Source organism: Vibrio cyclitrophicus, from assembly GCA_023206055.1.
Lineage (GTDB): Bacteria > Pseudomonadota > Gammaproteobacteria > Enterobacterales > Vibrionaceae > Vibrio > Vibrio cyclitrophicus_A.
In genome coordinates this window covers 1537303-1551503 of the sequence record CP065367.1, presented here as the reverse complement: position 1 = coordinate 1551503, position 14201 = coordinate 1537303, and the positions used below count along the sequence as shown (strand labels likewise).

Here is a 14201-nt window from a genome sequence, read left to right as displayed (position 1 = left end):
CAAGATAACTAACACTGACAAGGAACTTGATATGTCACACATGAAATCGACCAGTCAAAAAATCACGCTATTGGCCGCGCTACTTGGAACTAGCTTTTCTTTAATGGCCGCAGACCTTGATATGAGCGTCGACAGCAATGACCTCGCGATTAAAGGTTATGACCCTGTCGCTTACTTTGCCAATGAAGGGCCAGTTAAAGGCACATCTGAGTTCACAGCGACTTATAAGAATGCGATTTATAACTTTGTGAGCAGTGAAAACCGAGATGAATTCCGAACCAACCCACAAGCTTATGCACCTCAATATGGCGGCTATTGCGCCTTTGGTGTGGCAATGGGTAAGAAATTTGAAACCGACCCATTAGCTTGGAAAGTAGAGGATGGAAAGCTGTACTTGAACTTAGATAAGTCAGTTCAAAAGCGTTGGTTGGAGAACACGCAAGAATTCATCCAAGACGCCAACAGCAATTGGACGACGATCAAAACCGTAGAAGCCTATAAGCTTTAGGTTTTAGCTTAACCCTCAACGTTTATCCATTGCCCAAGAATAAAACGGAAGCGACCGAACGCTTCCGTTTTTATTTAGATTTTCCCAAAAGAAGTAAACCCAAAGCGATTGGAAACACCTACCAAGCCCATTTCTATTCTATACTCCTAGCAGATAAGCTTTTCTTTTTATGGAAGAATAATGACATTACCTAGGATTTTGGTACTCGGACTCTGCGCTCTATCGACACTGACTTATGCCAACCCGTGGCAGTTCGTCACAAGTGAAGATGGCATCATCATTGATAAAAGGCCACACAGCGAAGGCTTGGTCGAGATACGAGCACAAATGCAAACGCCCACCACTTATTCTGGTTTTTTGCTGTTATTGGAAGACAGTGAGAACGTGCCAAACTGGATAGATAACGTATCAGAAAGTCGTGTCTTAATGCAGATATCTGAGGATGAAAATATCGTCTATACCCAATTCAAAGCGCCATGGCCTGCTAGAGATCGCGATATGGTGACCTACTCAAAATACAGCATTGAGGATGGCCAGTTTGTCTTGTCGATTAAAGATGCATCTAACTATTTGGCGAAAGAGTCAGGGTATATTCGAATTTACGATGTGGACGCACTTTGGACGCTGCAACCGCTCACCAATGGCAATACTTACATTACCTACACCGCGTATGCGAACGCAGGTGGCATCTTGCCAAATTGGTTGATGAATAAGTTATCGATTGGCAGTGCACTGAGCACGTTTAAAGGGCTGAAAGAACAGCTACAAAAATACCAAGGCCAGCAGCACCCCAACCTGCCAAGTGAGTCTCGTTAACTATACAGGTTTAGTGAGGCAGGCAGCGACAACGCTAGATAAGCTAAGGCCTTCTTGCTAGATCGCGAGCCAAGATAAGTGCTAAACCAAACACCTGAAGAAACAGGGCAATATTCTTGTAGAAAGCCATTTTCTCATCGAGCCTTTGGATTAATTCAACCAAGGTCAGATTATCCAAATAGTAGTCATCAATTCGTGCTCGTTGGGCTTCTTGAGCACTGTTTATCAGCATCATAAGCTTAGGTAAATTAGCCAACGAGATGGCTGGCACCTCATCACTCACCCAACTCCGGAGTTGGCCGCGAAGCGCTTCATTAAGAACAGTGGCAGGTTGAGCGGTTTCTGGGGATAGCTTATCAAGGTGAATCAGAATCGCTTCACGCTTACGCTCTAAGGTTTCGATCGTATTCCAGGAAAGTTGTATCGAGTACACATTGCCGTATTTACGATCGTTGTATTCCGCTTTCTCCGCTTCAATTTTGTCCAACACCAAGCTCGACATGACAATCGCCATGATGTTGAGTATTAACCCTGCAAGGACAATCGCCCAAGCAGGAGGAAGGCGCAATGCCATAATGCTCCCTAGAACATTTTATCAAAAGGTAGGTAAGCTAAGTTTAGGACAATCAAAGAGATCATGCAGATAAGCGTTAACACCATACCCACTTTTCTGCCTTTGAAATTCTTCGCTAAGATCCCTTTCGCGTGAATCACTCGCCCCAGAATAAACGCCACACCAATGACATGAATAAGCCACACACCAGCCCCATTCACCTCTAGCAACCCCATCAAAATCACCGTTATTGGGATGTAATCCATCGCGTTACTTTGTGCCGAACGTGCTATCTGTAACGACTCAACACCGCCATCGGCATGAGCAACAAGATTGATTCGTCTTTGCTTAATAACTTCAATCGCCAACCAAATCATTACTACCGTCAGCAGAGCTGCGTAAAGTGCTGTAACCATTATATTTCCCTATTACTTGGTGTTTATTCATCATCCATTACCCATCAATTCATTGATGCGGTCAACGCAAAATGATAGTCGAGCCCGAAAGTTTGTAAGAGATCTCTCACACCGAACGTAAGAGATCACAATCAAGCTTCGCAGAAAATTCCTAAAATACAAACCCAACCCCTTGTTTTGTATGAATCCACGCATATTTATTTCGGTTAGTGAGTACATTTATTTCTTGAGGTGGATTGTGAGTAAAGCCTCTGCAGTGTTTAATACACATGTCGACAGGGAGTTGGCAGGAACAGGAAAAAGCCTAACGGATTAGGTATCTTCAGGATGAAGATTTGATAGCTTAGGACGAGTTATCAGCAAGGAAGTTATGCTCTAGGATAGAGTCACTTATCAGGATGATGAGTTAGCAAGGACACCGCTAGGACGGCGATGAATTGGATAGGTTAAAGGATTTAGCCACGTCAAGGAACGATGCAGGGAGCACCAGTTACCTATTGAAAGATAAGTAACGCGCAGTAGCAGGATGGCTACGAAAAGAATAGACCCCGTTTGGTGAAAGCCAAGCGGGGTTTCCTTTTTTGTGACGTTTGAAATCGAGCCAGATTAACGTTACAAAATAATGTTCATCAAGAACATCGCACCAAAGGCATTCAATACTGAAATCGCAATCATCACTGGAATGTAGCGACCTTCAGTCCCGATTGGTCCCATGATACGACCCATGTATTGCACCTGAGAGCCCATCAAGTAGATAGCTGGCGCCAAGATAGCGATATGGTTGCCGTTCAGGATGCCTTGGTCAAACAACGTAATAACCACGCCAACCGCACCACCCATCGACATCCACGCGCCAATCAATACTGCTGCCGCTTCACCCGGCAAACCAAATACCGCCATGATTGGAGCAAATACACTGCCCATCAAATCCAGCGCACCAGTGATCTGCAATGCCTTGATGATAACAAACGCCATTAGAACATTCGGTACTGTAGAGGTTGTCGCAATGACCCAGCCTTTCTTAGCACCTTCAACGAAAATATCAGTAACCATTGGTTTCTTTGCTTTAACTTCGCTCATTATGCTACTTCCTCTTCCAATTTTTGTTCTTTATCTGCTTTTGGTTTGTCTTCTTTGCCTTCAGTAATATTGAGGTAGAGGCGGAATAGGTTCGCACCAACAAATTTGAAAACAAACATCACTGCAACCGCTAGACCAATAGACGAAGTCACAGCAAGAGAGCCGTCCATCGCTGTCAGCGTGAACAACACTGCGCCCGAAGAGAAAAAGTTAACGATAGCCGCGCCAGCAGTAAACTGGAACATAGTGAAGACATCGGTTTCACGCTTAGTTAGATGCCCTTCGTCTTTTAACTGACGCGTCATCGCTGCGCCAGCATCGGTACTTTGCAAAGACGCAATCAGTGCCAAGCCTGAGTTGCCCGGAATACCCATCAAAGGACGAAGTAGAGGTGTAAGCAACTTACGAGCAGCATCCAGCGCGCCGTAATGCTCAAGAACATTAATCATTCCTAGTGCAAACATCACGGTCGGAATAAGTGTCAAAGCAAAAATGAAACCGTCACGAGCACCACTACCGCCTTTACCACGTAAAGAAGTAGTTGCTGCTTGAACACCATCGGCCGTCTCACTGACATCGTAAGCGACTTGGCCAAACGAACCGTTGAGCGTCGTAAAATCGAACACGCCATACCATTCGTTGGACTGCATTAAACCGGAAAAGAACACAATCGCGAAAGCGAGTGCGATGTAACTGCCGATCGTGACTTTACGATCGGTTTTGGTTGGATTAGCCATAAGGACCTCTATACATCTCGTTTATGTGGAACAGAACACGTATAGATAGTGCAAACTAATGAGCAAAAGGTTACTGACCAAAATCAAATAGCGTATAAGTTTAAATGGAAGAACATCAACAACATATAAAACTGTGATTATGGTTTAGATATCGAAATACATACTGACAAAATCCTCATATTTAAAATACAAAACTAATCACAATCCGCTTCAACAGCGCAACCGAAAACACACAGATTCGCCACACAAATCAAGCTACAAGAGAAAACCTATCCCACAATCCGATCTCTGATAATAGTGTGAGAGATCTCTTACATTGTTTTTCTGGTCAATTTTAATTCGATTACAATACAGAGACTTAAAGAGTGATTACGATTCAAAAATATAACCGTTTGCCCTTAGTTGATTGAGTTTTGAGCCAAGCGCAAACAGTGAGCCATTTTATAAAGAATTTGAGCTTAATTCGAAATTTCAGCCCTCATAGGTGCTATAGACTTCGCGCTGCCAATATAGAAGGAGAACGGTGATTACTATGGAAATGAGAACGCTTAAATATCAAGTAATGGGCAAAGGCATGTGGATCACTGCAACAGTATCTCGCGTAGTAGCGGAAAAACTTGCGCTTGAATACCAATCCTATGGCTGGCCTGTTGAAGTATGTGCTGCAGAACAAACACTGACGTTTGATCTCAATGCTGCATAATATTGGCAATTTCGAATAAGCTCTATCGGCACTGAGTCCGGTAGGGCTTTTTCTTTAGTCTTTAGTCTTTAGTCTTTAAGTGTTCAATACAGTAATTTTGAGCATGTAAGACCGTATTTCGTTCGCATCACAGTCTATTGCTTTCACTATAATCTATTGAATTATTAAGATATCTATCACACTGCACATGGTTATTTAGGTCTACGCTTTTACCCGTGTTAATAACTTATTAACTTCGGAGCGTAATCCATGTTAGGTTTCCAGCTTTCTGCTGTTCTTTCTTTGTTACTCTTTTCTACGGTAGCAGGCGCTGCTACTGCTCAGTTGGGAGAACCTCTCAAGCTCACCAGCTCATTTGCTGGCTACCTATCCCTGACCATTTTCGTTGTCGCCTACATCGTGGTGATGATGGAAGAGTACCTAAAGCTCCGAAAATCCAAGCCAGTTTTACTTGCGGCAGGCCTGATCTGGATAATCATTGGTTTTACCTACCAAGAACACAACCTCACTGAGGTAGCGAAACACGCACTCGAACACAACTTATTGGAATACGCCGAGCTGTTACTTTTCCTACTCGTCGCCATGACCTACATCAGCGCCATGGAAGAGAGAAGACTGTTTGATGCTCTGCAAGCGTGGATGGTAGGCAAAGGCTTTAACTTTCGCTCTCTGTTCTGGATAACCGGTATTCTGGCCTTCTTTATCTCACCTATCGCCGACAACCTCACGACAGCTCTATTGATGTGCGCTGTGGTTCTTAAAGTGGCAGGTTCTAACCCTAAATTCGTCAACTTAGCCTGCGTGAATATCGTCATTGCAGCCAACGCTGGCGGCGCATTCAGTCCATTCGGTGACATCACAACGCTCATGGTGTGGCAGGCTGGTTATGTGAGTTTTAGTGAGTTCATTCCTTTGTTTATTCCTTCGGTGATGAATTACCTCGTCCCTGCGTTGATCATGTCTTACTTTGTACCCACCACCCAGCCTGACACGGTTCATCAACACGTTGAATTAAAGCGCGGTGCAAGACGCATCGTGTTCTTGTTCATCATGACGATAGCCACTGCGGTTGCTTTCCATGCCGTACTCCACTTCCCTCCAGTAATGGGCATGATGATGGGGCTCGCCTATCTGCAGTTCTTTGGCTATTACTTACGAAAAACCTTACCCAACTCACTCGCCAAGAAAAAAGCGGTGGCAATTGCCAACAATGACGAAGGAGCATTGAAGAAACTCGGTTCAGTCGTACCTTTTGATGTATTTCGAAGAGTGTCGCATGCCGAATGGGACACATTGCTGTTCTTCTACGGTGTGGTGATGTGTGTCGGTGGCTTGAGCCTACTTGGATACTTAGAGCTAGCCTCTGGCGTGATGTATAGCCAATGGGATCCAATTTGGGCCAATATCATGGTCGGGATCTTATCTGCAATTGTCGATAACATTCCGGTGATGTTTGCAGTGCTATCTATGGAACCACAAATGTCGATTGGCAACTGGTTATTGATTACCTTAACAGCAGGTGTCGGCGGTAGTTTATTGTCGATAGGTAGTGCAGCTGGCGTAGCATTAATGGGCGCTGCGCATGGCAAATACACCTTCTTTGGACACTTAAAATGGATGCCAGTGATTATGATTGGCTATGCCGTCAGTATCGCGGCTCACCTGTGGTTGAATGGCGCTCTTTTCTAATTCGATGAACCTTTTGTCGGCTTCTCAACTCGTGTCCAGACATTGCTTAACTGCATCGCTGGACACGTATTGCAAGTAAGTACTTCACCTTGATGCTGAATTCGCATCACCAAATCTGAGTCAGTTCTGCTGCTTCCAGAGTTCAGCTCAATGATGATCAAATCATCGTCGACACTATAACTGCGCGTAACCGTGTTATCCGTGGTTTGATAGGTCACTTGCCACTAATACTCGGCTTCATCAGTCACTCGAATTGGATGACAGTTTAATCTTCTGCTCTTCCCTCAATGGCCAACAAGCGCTGTTTGCGTTCTACACCACCCGCATACCCTGTCAATTTGCCATTTTTACCAATAACGCGGTGACACGGTACAATCACTGACACCGGATTTTTGCCATTCGCCAAACCCACAGCACGAACGGCTTTCGGATTGCCAATCGCATCAGCCAGTTGTGCATAGCTCCAAGTCTCTCCATAAGGGATGGTCGTCAGCGCCTGCCAAACCAACTGTTGAAATGGCGTCCCCTTTGCGGCGATCGGCACAGAAAACTGGATAACCTCACCAGCAAAATAGCGATTGAGCTGGTCGGCTACCAATTCAAAGATCGGAAAGCTGTCATCTCGAACACCTAATTCTTCAGGCTTGGTGGTGTATATTTCAAACCAGAGACCTAGCAACCCTTCATCGTTCGCCTGTAAAGTCACGGTGCCCAATGGGCTCTCATAATAAGTAAAACGGTTAGCCATGATATCTCCTAGCTTAGTATTCCGATTAAGATTGATTCCAACAATGGAACGTTGCGTAGCTTCCCCAAGGTGAAACGCTCTCCTCATTAATGGCAGGGCGATGCTCAATGAACTTCTTCACCACCAGGTCGCCAATCAACAGATGATTAGGTTCGCTTAACCCGCGAAGCAGCGCATATTGAATCGTCCAAGGTCCAATGCCCTTCAGGTCAATCCACTTAGAAGGATGCTCGGATTCGTTATCGACCATGTACTCAGCAAAACGCTTTAAGGTTTCCTTACGGCTTCCCGGCATTCTTAAAAAGCTCACATCTGCATCGGCTATATGTTTTGGGGTCGGAAAGTAAGTTTCCTGCTCTGTATCAGAAAGCTCTTTAACCAACAGGTTAAGCTGCCCAATCGCCGCGGTTACAGAAACTTGCTGCCCTAGAATCGCCCTCACTCCTGCTTCCCAAACACTCCATACACCAGGAATGCGAATTCCGCTTTTAGCGACCAAATTCGGGTCGATAGTTGTGAAGAAAGCTTCGACCTTTGCAATGTCGACATCTAAGTCAAACATGCGTCGTATATTGGCGATCAAGCTTCTTAGTTGATTGATATCGTCTAGCTCAAACTCAATATCCAAGCGGTTATCTTTGACTAAAGTGGCCTTGAACCAGCCCTTTGAACCATTCACATTCACCGTGCGCTGGTAATAGTCTTCACCCACCTCTTCTAAGCCTTCAATCATTCGTCGTCGATAAAAACCCAACAAATGATTCCAGTCCAGCGGGCCGTGAAAACTGAGTTGGATATGATTACTTAAGTTGTTATTTGGCTTGGTTCTTCGGATTTGGCTTGGCGAAAGCTGTAATTCTTTTAAGAAAGCATCATTGAAACGACGAGTGCTGTTAAACCCGCTCGCAAAACCCACATCGGTAATGCTCATGCTGCTGGTATGCAGTAGTTGCTTGGCAAACATCAACTGGCTATAAAGACTATATTGCTTGGGTGACACTCCGATGTAATTGTCGAACAAGGTTCGTAGATAACGATCTGAAATGCCTAATCGAGTAGCAAGTTCGACGATCGATCCTGAATTCAGTGCGCCATTATCAATCAGCTGCATCGCACGTAAGAAAGTGGTTTCGACGCCCTTCCAAGCCGGCGAAAAAGGCGCGCTGTCTGGTCGGCAACGTAAACAAGGGCGATACCCCGCTTTCAATGCTTGAGCTTGATGTGAAAAATATTCGACGTTTTCTTCTTTAGGTGGGCTTGCTGGGCAAATCGGGCGACAAAAAATTCCTGTCGTTTTCACCGCAGTAAAAAACATGCCATCAAAGCGAGCATCTCGGGCATATCGAGCCAAATGACACTGCTCACTGGTTAAGGTGCTGTTGTGATTGATCTTTTTCGACATGCTGTACTCTTCCCGTTTGCCATAGCGTTTGATCCGATAGCTAAAAGTTTACCGTGATCCACCATTGTCGCTAGCCACTTTCGGAAGCGAAGGTTAGATAAATCACAAAAAAGGGTTTTAATTTTATTCAATTCGACTAAATTTAACCTAGAGAAGGCAACCTTCTCACAACGTCAACGATAGGTACTTAGCACGCCAAGATGCAGAGACCTATCGAATATAAATATAAAAAGGAAAAGGCTATGGTTCTTCACACGTGTCGTATTGTTTTATCAAACCAACAGGTTCTCACCAGTCAATCAGTCGAGCAGTCTCTAAGCTTTCTTGAAGACAAAGCGGACAAGGGGATTTCTATGATTGAGATTGACGCAACGGATGGCAATCAAATCCATTCGTACATGTCACACTCTCTTGAAGAGTCTATTGAGAATCTAATGAACCTATAAGTGTTAACACTATAGAGCCTTTAGATAGGGCTAGGTATACCAGGCTTAAACGATTTTATTTGAATTAGAAGCGATCTCTAATTCAGAAAAGAACTACATCTCTGGTTTAAAACAAAAATGGCTCCTAACTAGTTAGGAGCCATTTTTTTATCTCATCAACAAAGCATATTGCTGGCTGCGCGTGCCATTACTCTGGCGTCTGTTCAGCGGCTTGTTGCAACGTGTAAGCAGTCGATGGGTCAATCTCATTAACCAACTTCTCAACCTGCATGATCGCATCAACCGAAGTACTGCTTTTACGGTAGCTCAGATAAATTGGGCGATACCAGTCTTCAACCCCTTTCACCTTGTGCAGTTGACCCGAATCGATAAAAGGTTCGACTAGAGAGACTGGCAAATACGCACTGCCACCTTTCTCTAAAATGAAATCGAGGGCGATACGGGCTGTAGAGGTGCGTAGATAAGGTGCTGGCACTTTAGGGTGACGTTCTGCGTGTTCAGAACCAAAACGCGTTCCCCAATCCACATACACATACTTGTGTTGGAATACAGATTCCAGATCATCTTGTTGCGTTGATACCAACACCAAAACCAAGTCAGCGACTTTTTTACAGTTCAGCTCTTCCGCTTTGATCTGATCGAACGCGAAAGCCATATCTAAGGTTCGTTCTAACAAATTACGGTTCAGTTGCTCGCGCCCCATCACCTCTGCCATAAAGCCGTAACCGCCAAAAGAGTCGGTCACCACACTTAAACAATTTTGTAGATACGCATCCCAAATGTTCGGCGTGCCGCCCAGCGTTAACTGCAAGGCCTTACCACTTTCTAACGACAGCTCAAATTTAGCTTGCTGTAGGGTGGACACCATCACTTCCGCATAACCAATCAAACGTTCACCGGAAGAGGTGAGCTTGATGTTGTTGCGGTCACGAATGAAGAGCTGAGTATCAAAATAGCCTTCAAGCTGTTTGATCCGCGCACTCACCGCCGCTTGTGTTAAATACAAGTTTTCAGCTGCACGCCCAAAATGGCGCACCCTTGCAACCTCAAGAAAGGTTCTAAATACTTTCACATCCATCAAATACATCTCTGTAATAAATCTGCTAACTAGCCGATCTAGGATTGTTTATCGTAAAGGCAAAAACGTTTTGTTTCCTATTTTAGCCTTTTAACAATATTTTCGCGTGAGCAATAAACACTAATTTCTATCTAACCACATTACTGAGGCTGATATGTCTGAGACCGAATTCCGACACGGAAAAAAACGTTTTTATGACACCATTAAATTCCCACGAGGGTTCGCTAAGTCAGGTAATTTTACTCTGTCAGAAGAGGAAATCCTAACCTTGTTTGGTGACACTATGCTTGCACTTGAAACTGGTGAACTAACACCAATCAATGCAGAAGAAAGACACTTCATCAAAGTGTTGTCTCACCCTCATAAGGCAAAGTCCAAGTTAGACCTTGTTTGGTTGAAGTACATTCAACTGGCTCGTGGACGTCGTCGCTTTCATACCCTAAACGGCTGCAAACGCGGTGAAGTGCCAAGGGAAGAATATGAAAGTGAGTTAGTGTTAGAAGATTAGTAAAATCGCCCAAAGTGATACATCATCGCTTTGGGTTTTTTTTGCCTTCAAGGTTTACACTTCAAGCTCGCTTTTTCTTCGTAATAGGTAAGTTTAGCTAACCTGTTCGGTTTTACCAATATTTATAGACAATTCATAGTGATAGCGTGAATTAACATCTATCCCTAGTCACTTGAAGTACATCTAACCCAACTAAATTCTTTGAACCTCGCTCTACAACTTCCTTTTATCACGATAGTGGCACATTGCCATCATTATTTTTTCACGCCTCAACTATACTCTCAAAGCCGATGAGCGCGCTGAAGCTCTTTAATGCGCCAAAGCTTATCAATCTGCAGAAACGCACAGACCCTTTCAGGCACTGAATCAAATCAACATTCCTGTATATGACAAGCGTATTAATCTTGTTTAACGCCACCAAATATCCATACAATAATTGTGCAATTTTGAGAGTTCTAGTCACAGATACGACGAAAAAAGCAAAAACTTGACCTAAAACAATAGCGGAACTTGATAACTTATTTTATAATGCGAATTAATGTTTCAGAACACTATAAAATTTTATTTCTAGGGGCAAAATCAATGAGACTTATTCCATTAAGCAACAAAGCAAAAGTAGGTAAATGGGCTGCTCGTCATATCGCAGACTCGATCAACAAATTCGCTCCAACTGCTGAGCGTCCATTTGTACTAGGTCTTCCTACTGGTAGCACACCTCTAACTACTTACGCTGAGCTAATTGAACTTTACAAAGCTGGCGAAGTAAGCTTCAAGCACGTTGTAACATTCAACATGGATGAGTACGTTGGTATCGAACCAAACCACCCAGAATCTTACCGCACATTCATGCACGAGAACTTCTTCAACCACGTTGATGTCCAAGCAGAAAACATCAACCTGCTAGACGGCAAAGCTGAAGACATCGATGCTCACTGTGCAGCATACGAAGAGAAAATCCGTTCTTACGGCAAAATCAACCTGTTCATGGGCGGCGTAGGCATCGACGGTCACATTGCATTCAACGAACCAGGTTCTTCTCTATCTTCACGCACTCGTATCAAAACGTTGACTGAAGACACTCGTATCGCGAACTCTCGTTTCTTCGATGGCGACATCAACCAAGTTCCTAAATACGCACTAACTATCGGTGTTGCTACTCTTCTAGATGCTGAAGAAGTGATGATCCTTTCTCTAGGCCACAACAAAGCGCAAGCGCTTCAAATGGCTATCGAAGGTTCTGTAAACCACATGTGGACTGTTACAGCTCTACAAATGCACCGTAAAGCTATCATCGTTGCTGATGAGCCAGCTCAACAAGAGCTTAAAGTTAAGACTCTACGCTACTTCCAAGAGCTAGAAGCTGAGAACATCCAAGACCTATAATCTCTATAGTCTTGAATAGAAGGGCGTTTTTAATAAACAGAGCGTCTTGAATAGAAAAGCCACTGAATGTGGCTTTTTTTGTGCCTGTTGATTTTGTATTTAATGGAAGGGAGGTTTCGAGTATTTTTTTGAGGCACAAAAACAACAAAGCGATTTCTCCAACGAGAGAAACCGCCATCATTTTAAGCTTTGGATTGAAACGAACGAACAGCTACAAGATATGTAGGATGTGAAACAAGATAAGCGGCTACAAACTAGAGCTAAGAGCTCAGCGCGTTATCTCGGCATAAGGTCGTGATAATGTCAGTGATAGCCAATACGATTGTCGACTTCACCTTTTGATTGTGTCGCCCCAAGAACATTTCAAGCATTGGACCAGACATCGTTTCCACCATCTCCGCGTCATATTCGATAGGCATAATACGCTGAATCGCGTGTACCTTGTTGAGTTCAAATATCACATCAACTTCTGTAAAGCTGGTGTCTTCACCTTGTATTTTCGCCCACTCTTTCAAAGTGACAAAAACTTCTAGATCGTCGTAGAGTTCTTTACTGATCACACCAAGCCCGAGTAGCAACTTAGCACGAATCATAATCTCGCCTAACGGCCCACCACTGTTGAGAAGTGGTTCTACAACGAACTTAATTGCAGTGTCGTCTTTCTTAAAGATATTTTTTAATACGGCATCTACCGTGTCGTCCAATGCATCGTAAGCAGCCATTAGGCAGGCGCCAGCACTCTCAGCTTCCGAAAGGGCTTCGAGTAATTCAGTTTCATGGCTTGTTTGTATGGGCATAACGGCTCGACAATAAGAAAGTGCCACTGGTGTGGCACTTTGATGGTTTATCATTTCAATGTTAGATAAGCTTCTTCCGCTAGTTTAACAACTTCTGAGTTACTATTCAGCTCAGAATAATGCGCTAATGTCTCAGCAAAGCCTTTTTCTGCGAACATTGCTTGAAGTTCAACCGCTTGTGGGTCGTCTTCGTTCTTGTAATGAAACGCAGCAGCGATTGCTTTCACTAGGTGAGCATTCGGTAGGCCGTACTCTAATGTACCGTTTAGAGGCTTAACTAGGCGGTCTTGCGGGCTCAATTTACGAATTGGCTGACGACCCACACGGTCTACTTCATCACGTAGGAACGGGTTAGCAAAACGACCTAGAATCTTTTGGATGTAAGCCGCGTGAGCTTCTGGGTCAAAGCCGTAACGCTTAATCAGAACTGCACCACTCTCTTCCATTGTCGCAGTGACTTCAGCGCGGATCACGTTATCTTCGATAGAGTCTTTAATTGTCTCGTGACCTGCAAGCACACCAAGGTATGCCGTTACCAAGTGACCCGTGTTTAGCGTGAACAGTTTACGCTCAACAAACGCCATTAGGTTATCAGTGCATTCCATACCTGGGATGTTTGGAATCTCACCTTTGAATTGTGTTTGGTCTACGATCCACTCGCTGAACGTTTCAACCGTTACCGCTAGAGGGTCTGTTTCGCCCGCTTCTGCCGGTGGAACAATACGGTCAACCGCTGAATCAACAAAGCCAATGTGCTCTTCAGTGAACGCTTTCATTTCATCAGAAAGGTGCTCTAACACTGCTGCTTTTAATTGGCTAGTCCCGCGAACCATGTTCTCTGCCGCGATGATGTTCATTGGTGCAGTGTTGTTTGCTGCTGCACGCTTTTCAATGCCTTGAGCGATAGACTTAGAGATGATTTTAAGAACCGTAGGACCAACCGCTGTCGTCACAAGATCAGACTCAGCAATGCAATCTACCACTGCGCTTGTCGCTGAGTTTACTGCTGTTACGTTCTTAACAACTTCTACAACACACTCTTCGCCAACAATCTTAACTGGGTATTCTTGACGTTCAATTAACGCATTTACAACCGTTTCATTTACGTCAGCAAACGTAACCTTCATACCAGCATCAGAAAGAAGCTTACCAATGAAACCACGACCGATATTACCTGCACCAAAATGTAACGCTTTCATAATTTTGACCTTATAAATATTTGAATCTAGATAGCTAACGGCTCAACAACATGCCTTGACGATGTGCCCTAGGCATTAAGCAGTAAGCTATTCAGACTGAATCTTGTTAGAAAGATTTAAGACCGAAAATGAGGCCAG

Annotated in this window: 16 protein-coding genes and 1 pseudogene; 7 read left to right on the top strand and 10 right to left on the bottom strand. The window is 44.1% G+C overall.

What is annotated here, in order from left to right; all coding sequences use genetic code 11:
• Positions 1-31 precede the first annotated feature (31 nt).
• Together ITG09_22515 and ITG09_22510 are read left to right on the top strand one after the other, a co-directional pair.
• Positions 32-508 (top strand): hypothetical protein, encoded by a 477-nt coding sequence (locus tag ITG09_22515; GenBank protein ID UPR54152.1) that lies wholly within the window; start codon positions 32-34, stop codon positions 506-508.
• Positions 509-688: 180 nt separating this feature from the next.
• The gene (locus ITG09_22510) at positions 689-1324 is read left to right on the top strand and encodes an START domain-containing protein (GenBank protein UPR54151.1); all 636 of its coding nucleotides are present in this window, start codon (positions 689-691) and stop codon (positions 1322-1324) included.
• Between the two features lie 43 nt (positions 1325-1367).
• On the opposite strand, the gene ITG09_22505 is transcribed toward ITG09_22510, so the two are convergent.
• The 4 genes from ITG09_22505 to ITG09_22490 all read right to left on the bottom strand — a co-directional run bounded on the left by ITG09_22505 (position 1368) and on the right by ITG09_22490 (position 4110).
• Positions 1368-1898, bottom strand: a complete 531-nt coding sequence (locus ITG09_22505; GenBank protein UPR54150.1) for a DNA mismatch repair protein — start codon at positions 1896-1898, stop codon at positions 1368-1370.
• An 8-nt stretch (positions 1899-1906) separates the two neighbouring features.
• Complete coding sequence (locus ITG09_22500; GenBank protein UPR54149.1) at positions 1907-2293, bottom strand: MAPEG family protein; 387 nt, start codon at positions 2291-2293, stop codon at positions 1907-1909.
• Between the two features lie 612 nt (positions 2294-2905).
• A complete protein-coding gene (locus ITG09_22495; protein UPR54148.1) occupies positions 2906-3373 on the bottom strand; it encodes a YjiG family protein in 468 nt (155 codons plus the stop codon).
• Positions 3373-4110 carry a YjiH family protein gene (locus tag ITG09_22490; GenBank protein ID UPR54147.1) on the bottom strand — a complete coding sequence of 246 codons (738 nt, stop codon included), beginning with the start codon at positions 4108-4110 and terminating at the stop codon, positions 3373-3375. Before ITG09_22490 ends, ITG09_22495 begins: the two co-directional genes overlap by 1 nt.
• 532 nt (positions 4111-4642) lie before the next feature.
• Between ITG09_22490 and ITG09_22485 the strand changes: the two genes are divergently transcribed.
• Complete coding sequence (locus tag ITG09_22485; GenBank protein ID UPR55253.1) at positions 4643-4813, top strand: hypothetical protein; 171 nt, start codon at positions 4643-4645, stop codon at positions 4811-4813.
• 249 nt (positions 4814-5062) lie between these two features.
• A complete protein-coding gene (gene nhaD / locus ITG09_22480) occupies positions 5063-6502 on the top strand; it encodes a sodium:proton antiporter NhaD (protein ID UPR54146.1) in 1440 nt (479 codons plus the stop codon).
• Here nhaD and ITG09_22475 read toward each other — a convergent pair.
• The 3 genes and pseudogenes from ITG09_22475 to ITG09_22465 form a co-directional block, all read right to left on the bottom strand.
• Positions 6499-6723, bottom strand: a pseudogene (locus ITG09_22475) (hypothetical protein). The gene nhaD and the pseudogene ITG09_22475 sit on opposite strands and share 4 nt — an antisense overlap.
• 44 nt (positions 6724-6767) lie before the next feature.
• The gene (locus ITG09_22470; protein UPR54145.1) at positions 6768-7250 is read right to left on the bottom strand and encodes a methylated-DNA--[protein]-cysteine S-methyltransferase; all 483 of its coding nucleotides are present in this window, start codon (positions 7248-7250) and stop codon (positions 6768-6770) included.
• Positions 7251-7275: 25 nt separating this feature from the next.
• A complete protein-coding gene (locus ITG09_22465) occupies positions 7276-8652 on the bottom strand; it encodes a DNA-3-methyladenine glycosylase 2 family protein (GenBank protein ID UPR54144.1) in 1377 nt (458 codons plus the stop codon).
• 242 nt (positions 8653-8894) lie between these two features.
• Here ITG09_22465 and ITG09_22460 point away from each other — a divergent pair, with 242 nt between their 5' ends.
• Positions 8895-9098 (top strand): hypothetical protein, encoded by a 204-nt coding sequence (locus ITG09_22460; protein ID UPR54143.1) that lies wholly within the window; start codon positions 8895-8897, stop codon positions 9096-9098.
• Between the two features lie 187 nt (positions 9099-9285).
• On the opposite strand, the gene ITG09_22455 is transcribed toward ITG09_22460, so the two are convergent.
• Entirely contained in the window at positions 9286-10176 is an 891-nt protein-coding gene (locus ITG09_22455; protein ID UPR54142.1) for a LysR family transcriptional regulator, read from the bottom strand.
• A 154-nt stretch (positions 10177-10330) separates the two neighbouring features.
• Here ITG09_22455 and ITG09_22450 point away from each other — a divergent pair, with 154 nt between their 5' ends.
• Together ITG09_22450 and ITG09_22445 are read left to right on the top strand one after the other, a co-directional pair.
• Positions 10331-10684, top strand: a complete 354-nt coding sequence (locus tag ITG09_22450; protein ID UPR54141.1) for a DUF413 domain-containing protein — start codon at positions 10331-10333, stop codon at positions 10682-10684.
• Positions 10685-11266: 582 nt separating this feature from the next.
• Positions 11267-12067 (top strand): glucosamine-6-phosphate deaminase, encoded by an 801-nt coding sequence (locus ITG09_22445; protein ID UPR54140.1) that lies wholly within the window; start codon positions 11267-11269, stop codon positions 12065-12067.
• A gap of 260 nt (positions 12068-12327) precedes the next feature.
• Here the strand turns inward: ITG09_22445 and ITG09_22440 are convergent, their stop codons facing one another.
• Together ITG09_22440 and ITG09_22435 are read right to left on the bottom strand one after the other, a co-directional pair.
• Positions 12328-12864, bottom strand: a complete 537-nt coding sequence (locus tag ITG09_22440) for a transcriptional regulator (protein UPR54139.1) — start codon at positions 12862-12864, stop codon at positions 12328-12330.
• A gap of 50 nt (positions 12865-12914) precedes the next feature.
• Positions 12915-14063, bottom strand: coding sequence for a mannitol-1-phosphate 5-dehydrogenase (locus ITG09_22435; GenBank protein ID UPR54138.1), 1149 nt, complete (start codon positions 14061-14063; stop codon positions 12915-12917).
• Between the last annotated feature and the right edge of the window lie 138 nt (positions 14064-14201).

Bases quoted from the DNA above. Each gene is read 5' to 3' on its own strand.
- ITG09_22515 (UPR54152.1), top strand. From the start codon at position 32: ATGTCACACATGAAATCGACCAGTCAAAAAATCACGCTATTGGCCGCG.
- ITG09_22510 (UPR54151.1), top strand. From the start codon at position 689: ATGACATTACCTAGGATTTTGGTACTCGGACTCTGCGCTCTATCGACA.
- ITG09_22505 (UPR54150.1), bottom strand. From the start codon at position 1,898: ATGGCATTGCGCCTTCCTCCTGCTTGGGCGATTGTCCTTGCAGGGTTA.
- ITG09_22500 (UPR54149.1), bottom strand. From the start codon at position 2,293: ATGGTTACAGCACTTTACGCAGCTCTGCTGACGGTAGTAATGATTTGG.
- ITG09_22495 (UPR54148.1), bottom strand. From the start codon at position 3,373: ATGAGCGAAGTTAAAGCAAAGAAACCAATGGTTACTGATATTTTCGTT.
- ITG09_22490 (UPR54147.1), bottom strand. From the start codon at position 4,110: ATGGCTAATCCAACCAAAACCGATCGTAAAGTCACGATCGGCAGTTAC.
- ITG09_22485 (UPR55253.1), top strand. From the start codon at position 4,643: ATGGAAATGAGAACGCTTAAATATCAAGTAATGGGCAAAGGCATGTGG.
- nhaD (UPR54146.1), top strand. From the start codon at position 5,063: ATGTTAGGTTTCCAGCTTTCTGCTGTTCTTTCTTTGTTACTCTTTTCT.
- ITG09_22470 (UPR54145.1), bottom strand. From the start codon at position 7,250: ATGGCTAACCGTTTTACTTATTATGAGAGCCCATTGGGCACCGTGACT.
- ITG09_22465 (UPR54144.1), bottom strand. From the start codon at position 8,652: ATGTCGAAAAAGATCAATCACAACAGCACCTTAACCAGTGAGCAGTGT.
- ITG09_22460 (UPR54143.1), top strand. From the start codon at position 8,895: ATGGTTCTTCACACGTGTCGTATTGTTTTATCAAACCAACAGGTTCTC.
- ITG09_22455 (UPR54142.1), bottom strand. From the start codon at position 10,176: ATGGATGTGAAAGTATTTAGAACCTTTCTTGAGGTTGCAAGGGTGCGC.
- ITG09_22450 (UPR54141.1), top strand. From the start codon at position 10,331: ATGTCTGAGACCGAATTCCGACACGGAAAAAAACGTTTTTATGACACC.
- ITG09_22445 (UPR54140.1), top strand. From the start codon at position 11,267: ATGAGACTTATTCCATTAAGCAACAAAGCAAAAGTAGGTAAATGGGCT.
- ITG09_22440 (UPR54139.1), bottom strand. From the start codon at position 12,864: ATGCCCATACAAACAAGCCATGAAACTGAATTACTCGAAGCCCTTTCG.
- ITG09_22435 (UPR54138.1), bottom strand. From the start codon at position 14,063: ATGAAAGCGTTACATTTTGGTGCAGGTAATATCGGTCGTGGTTTCATT.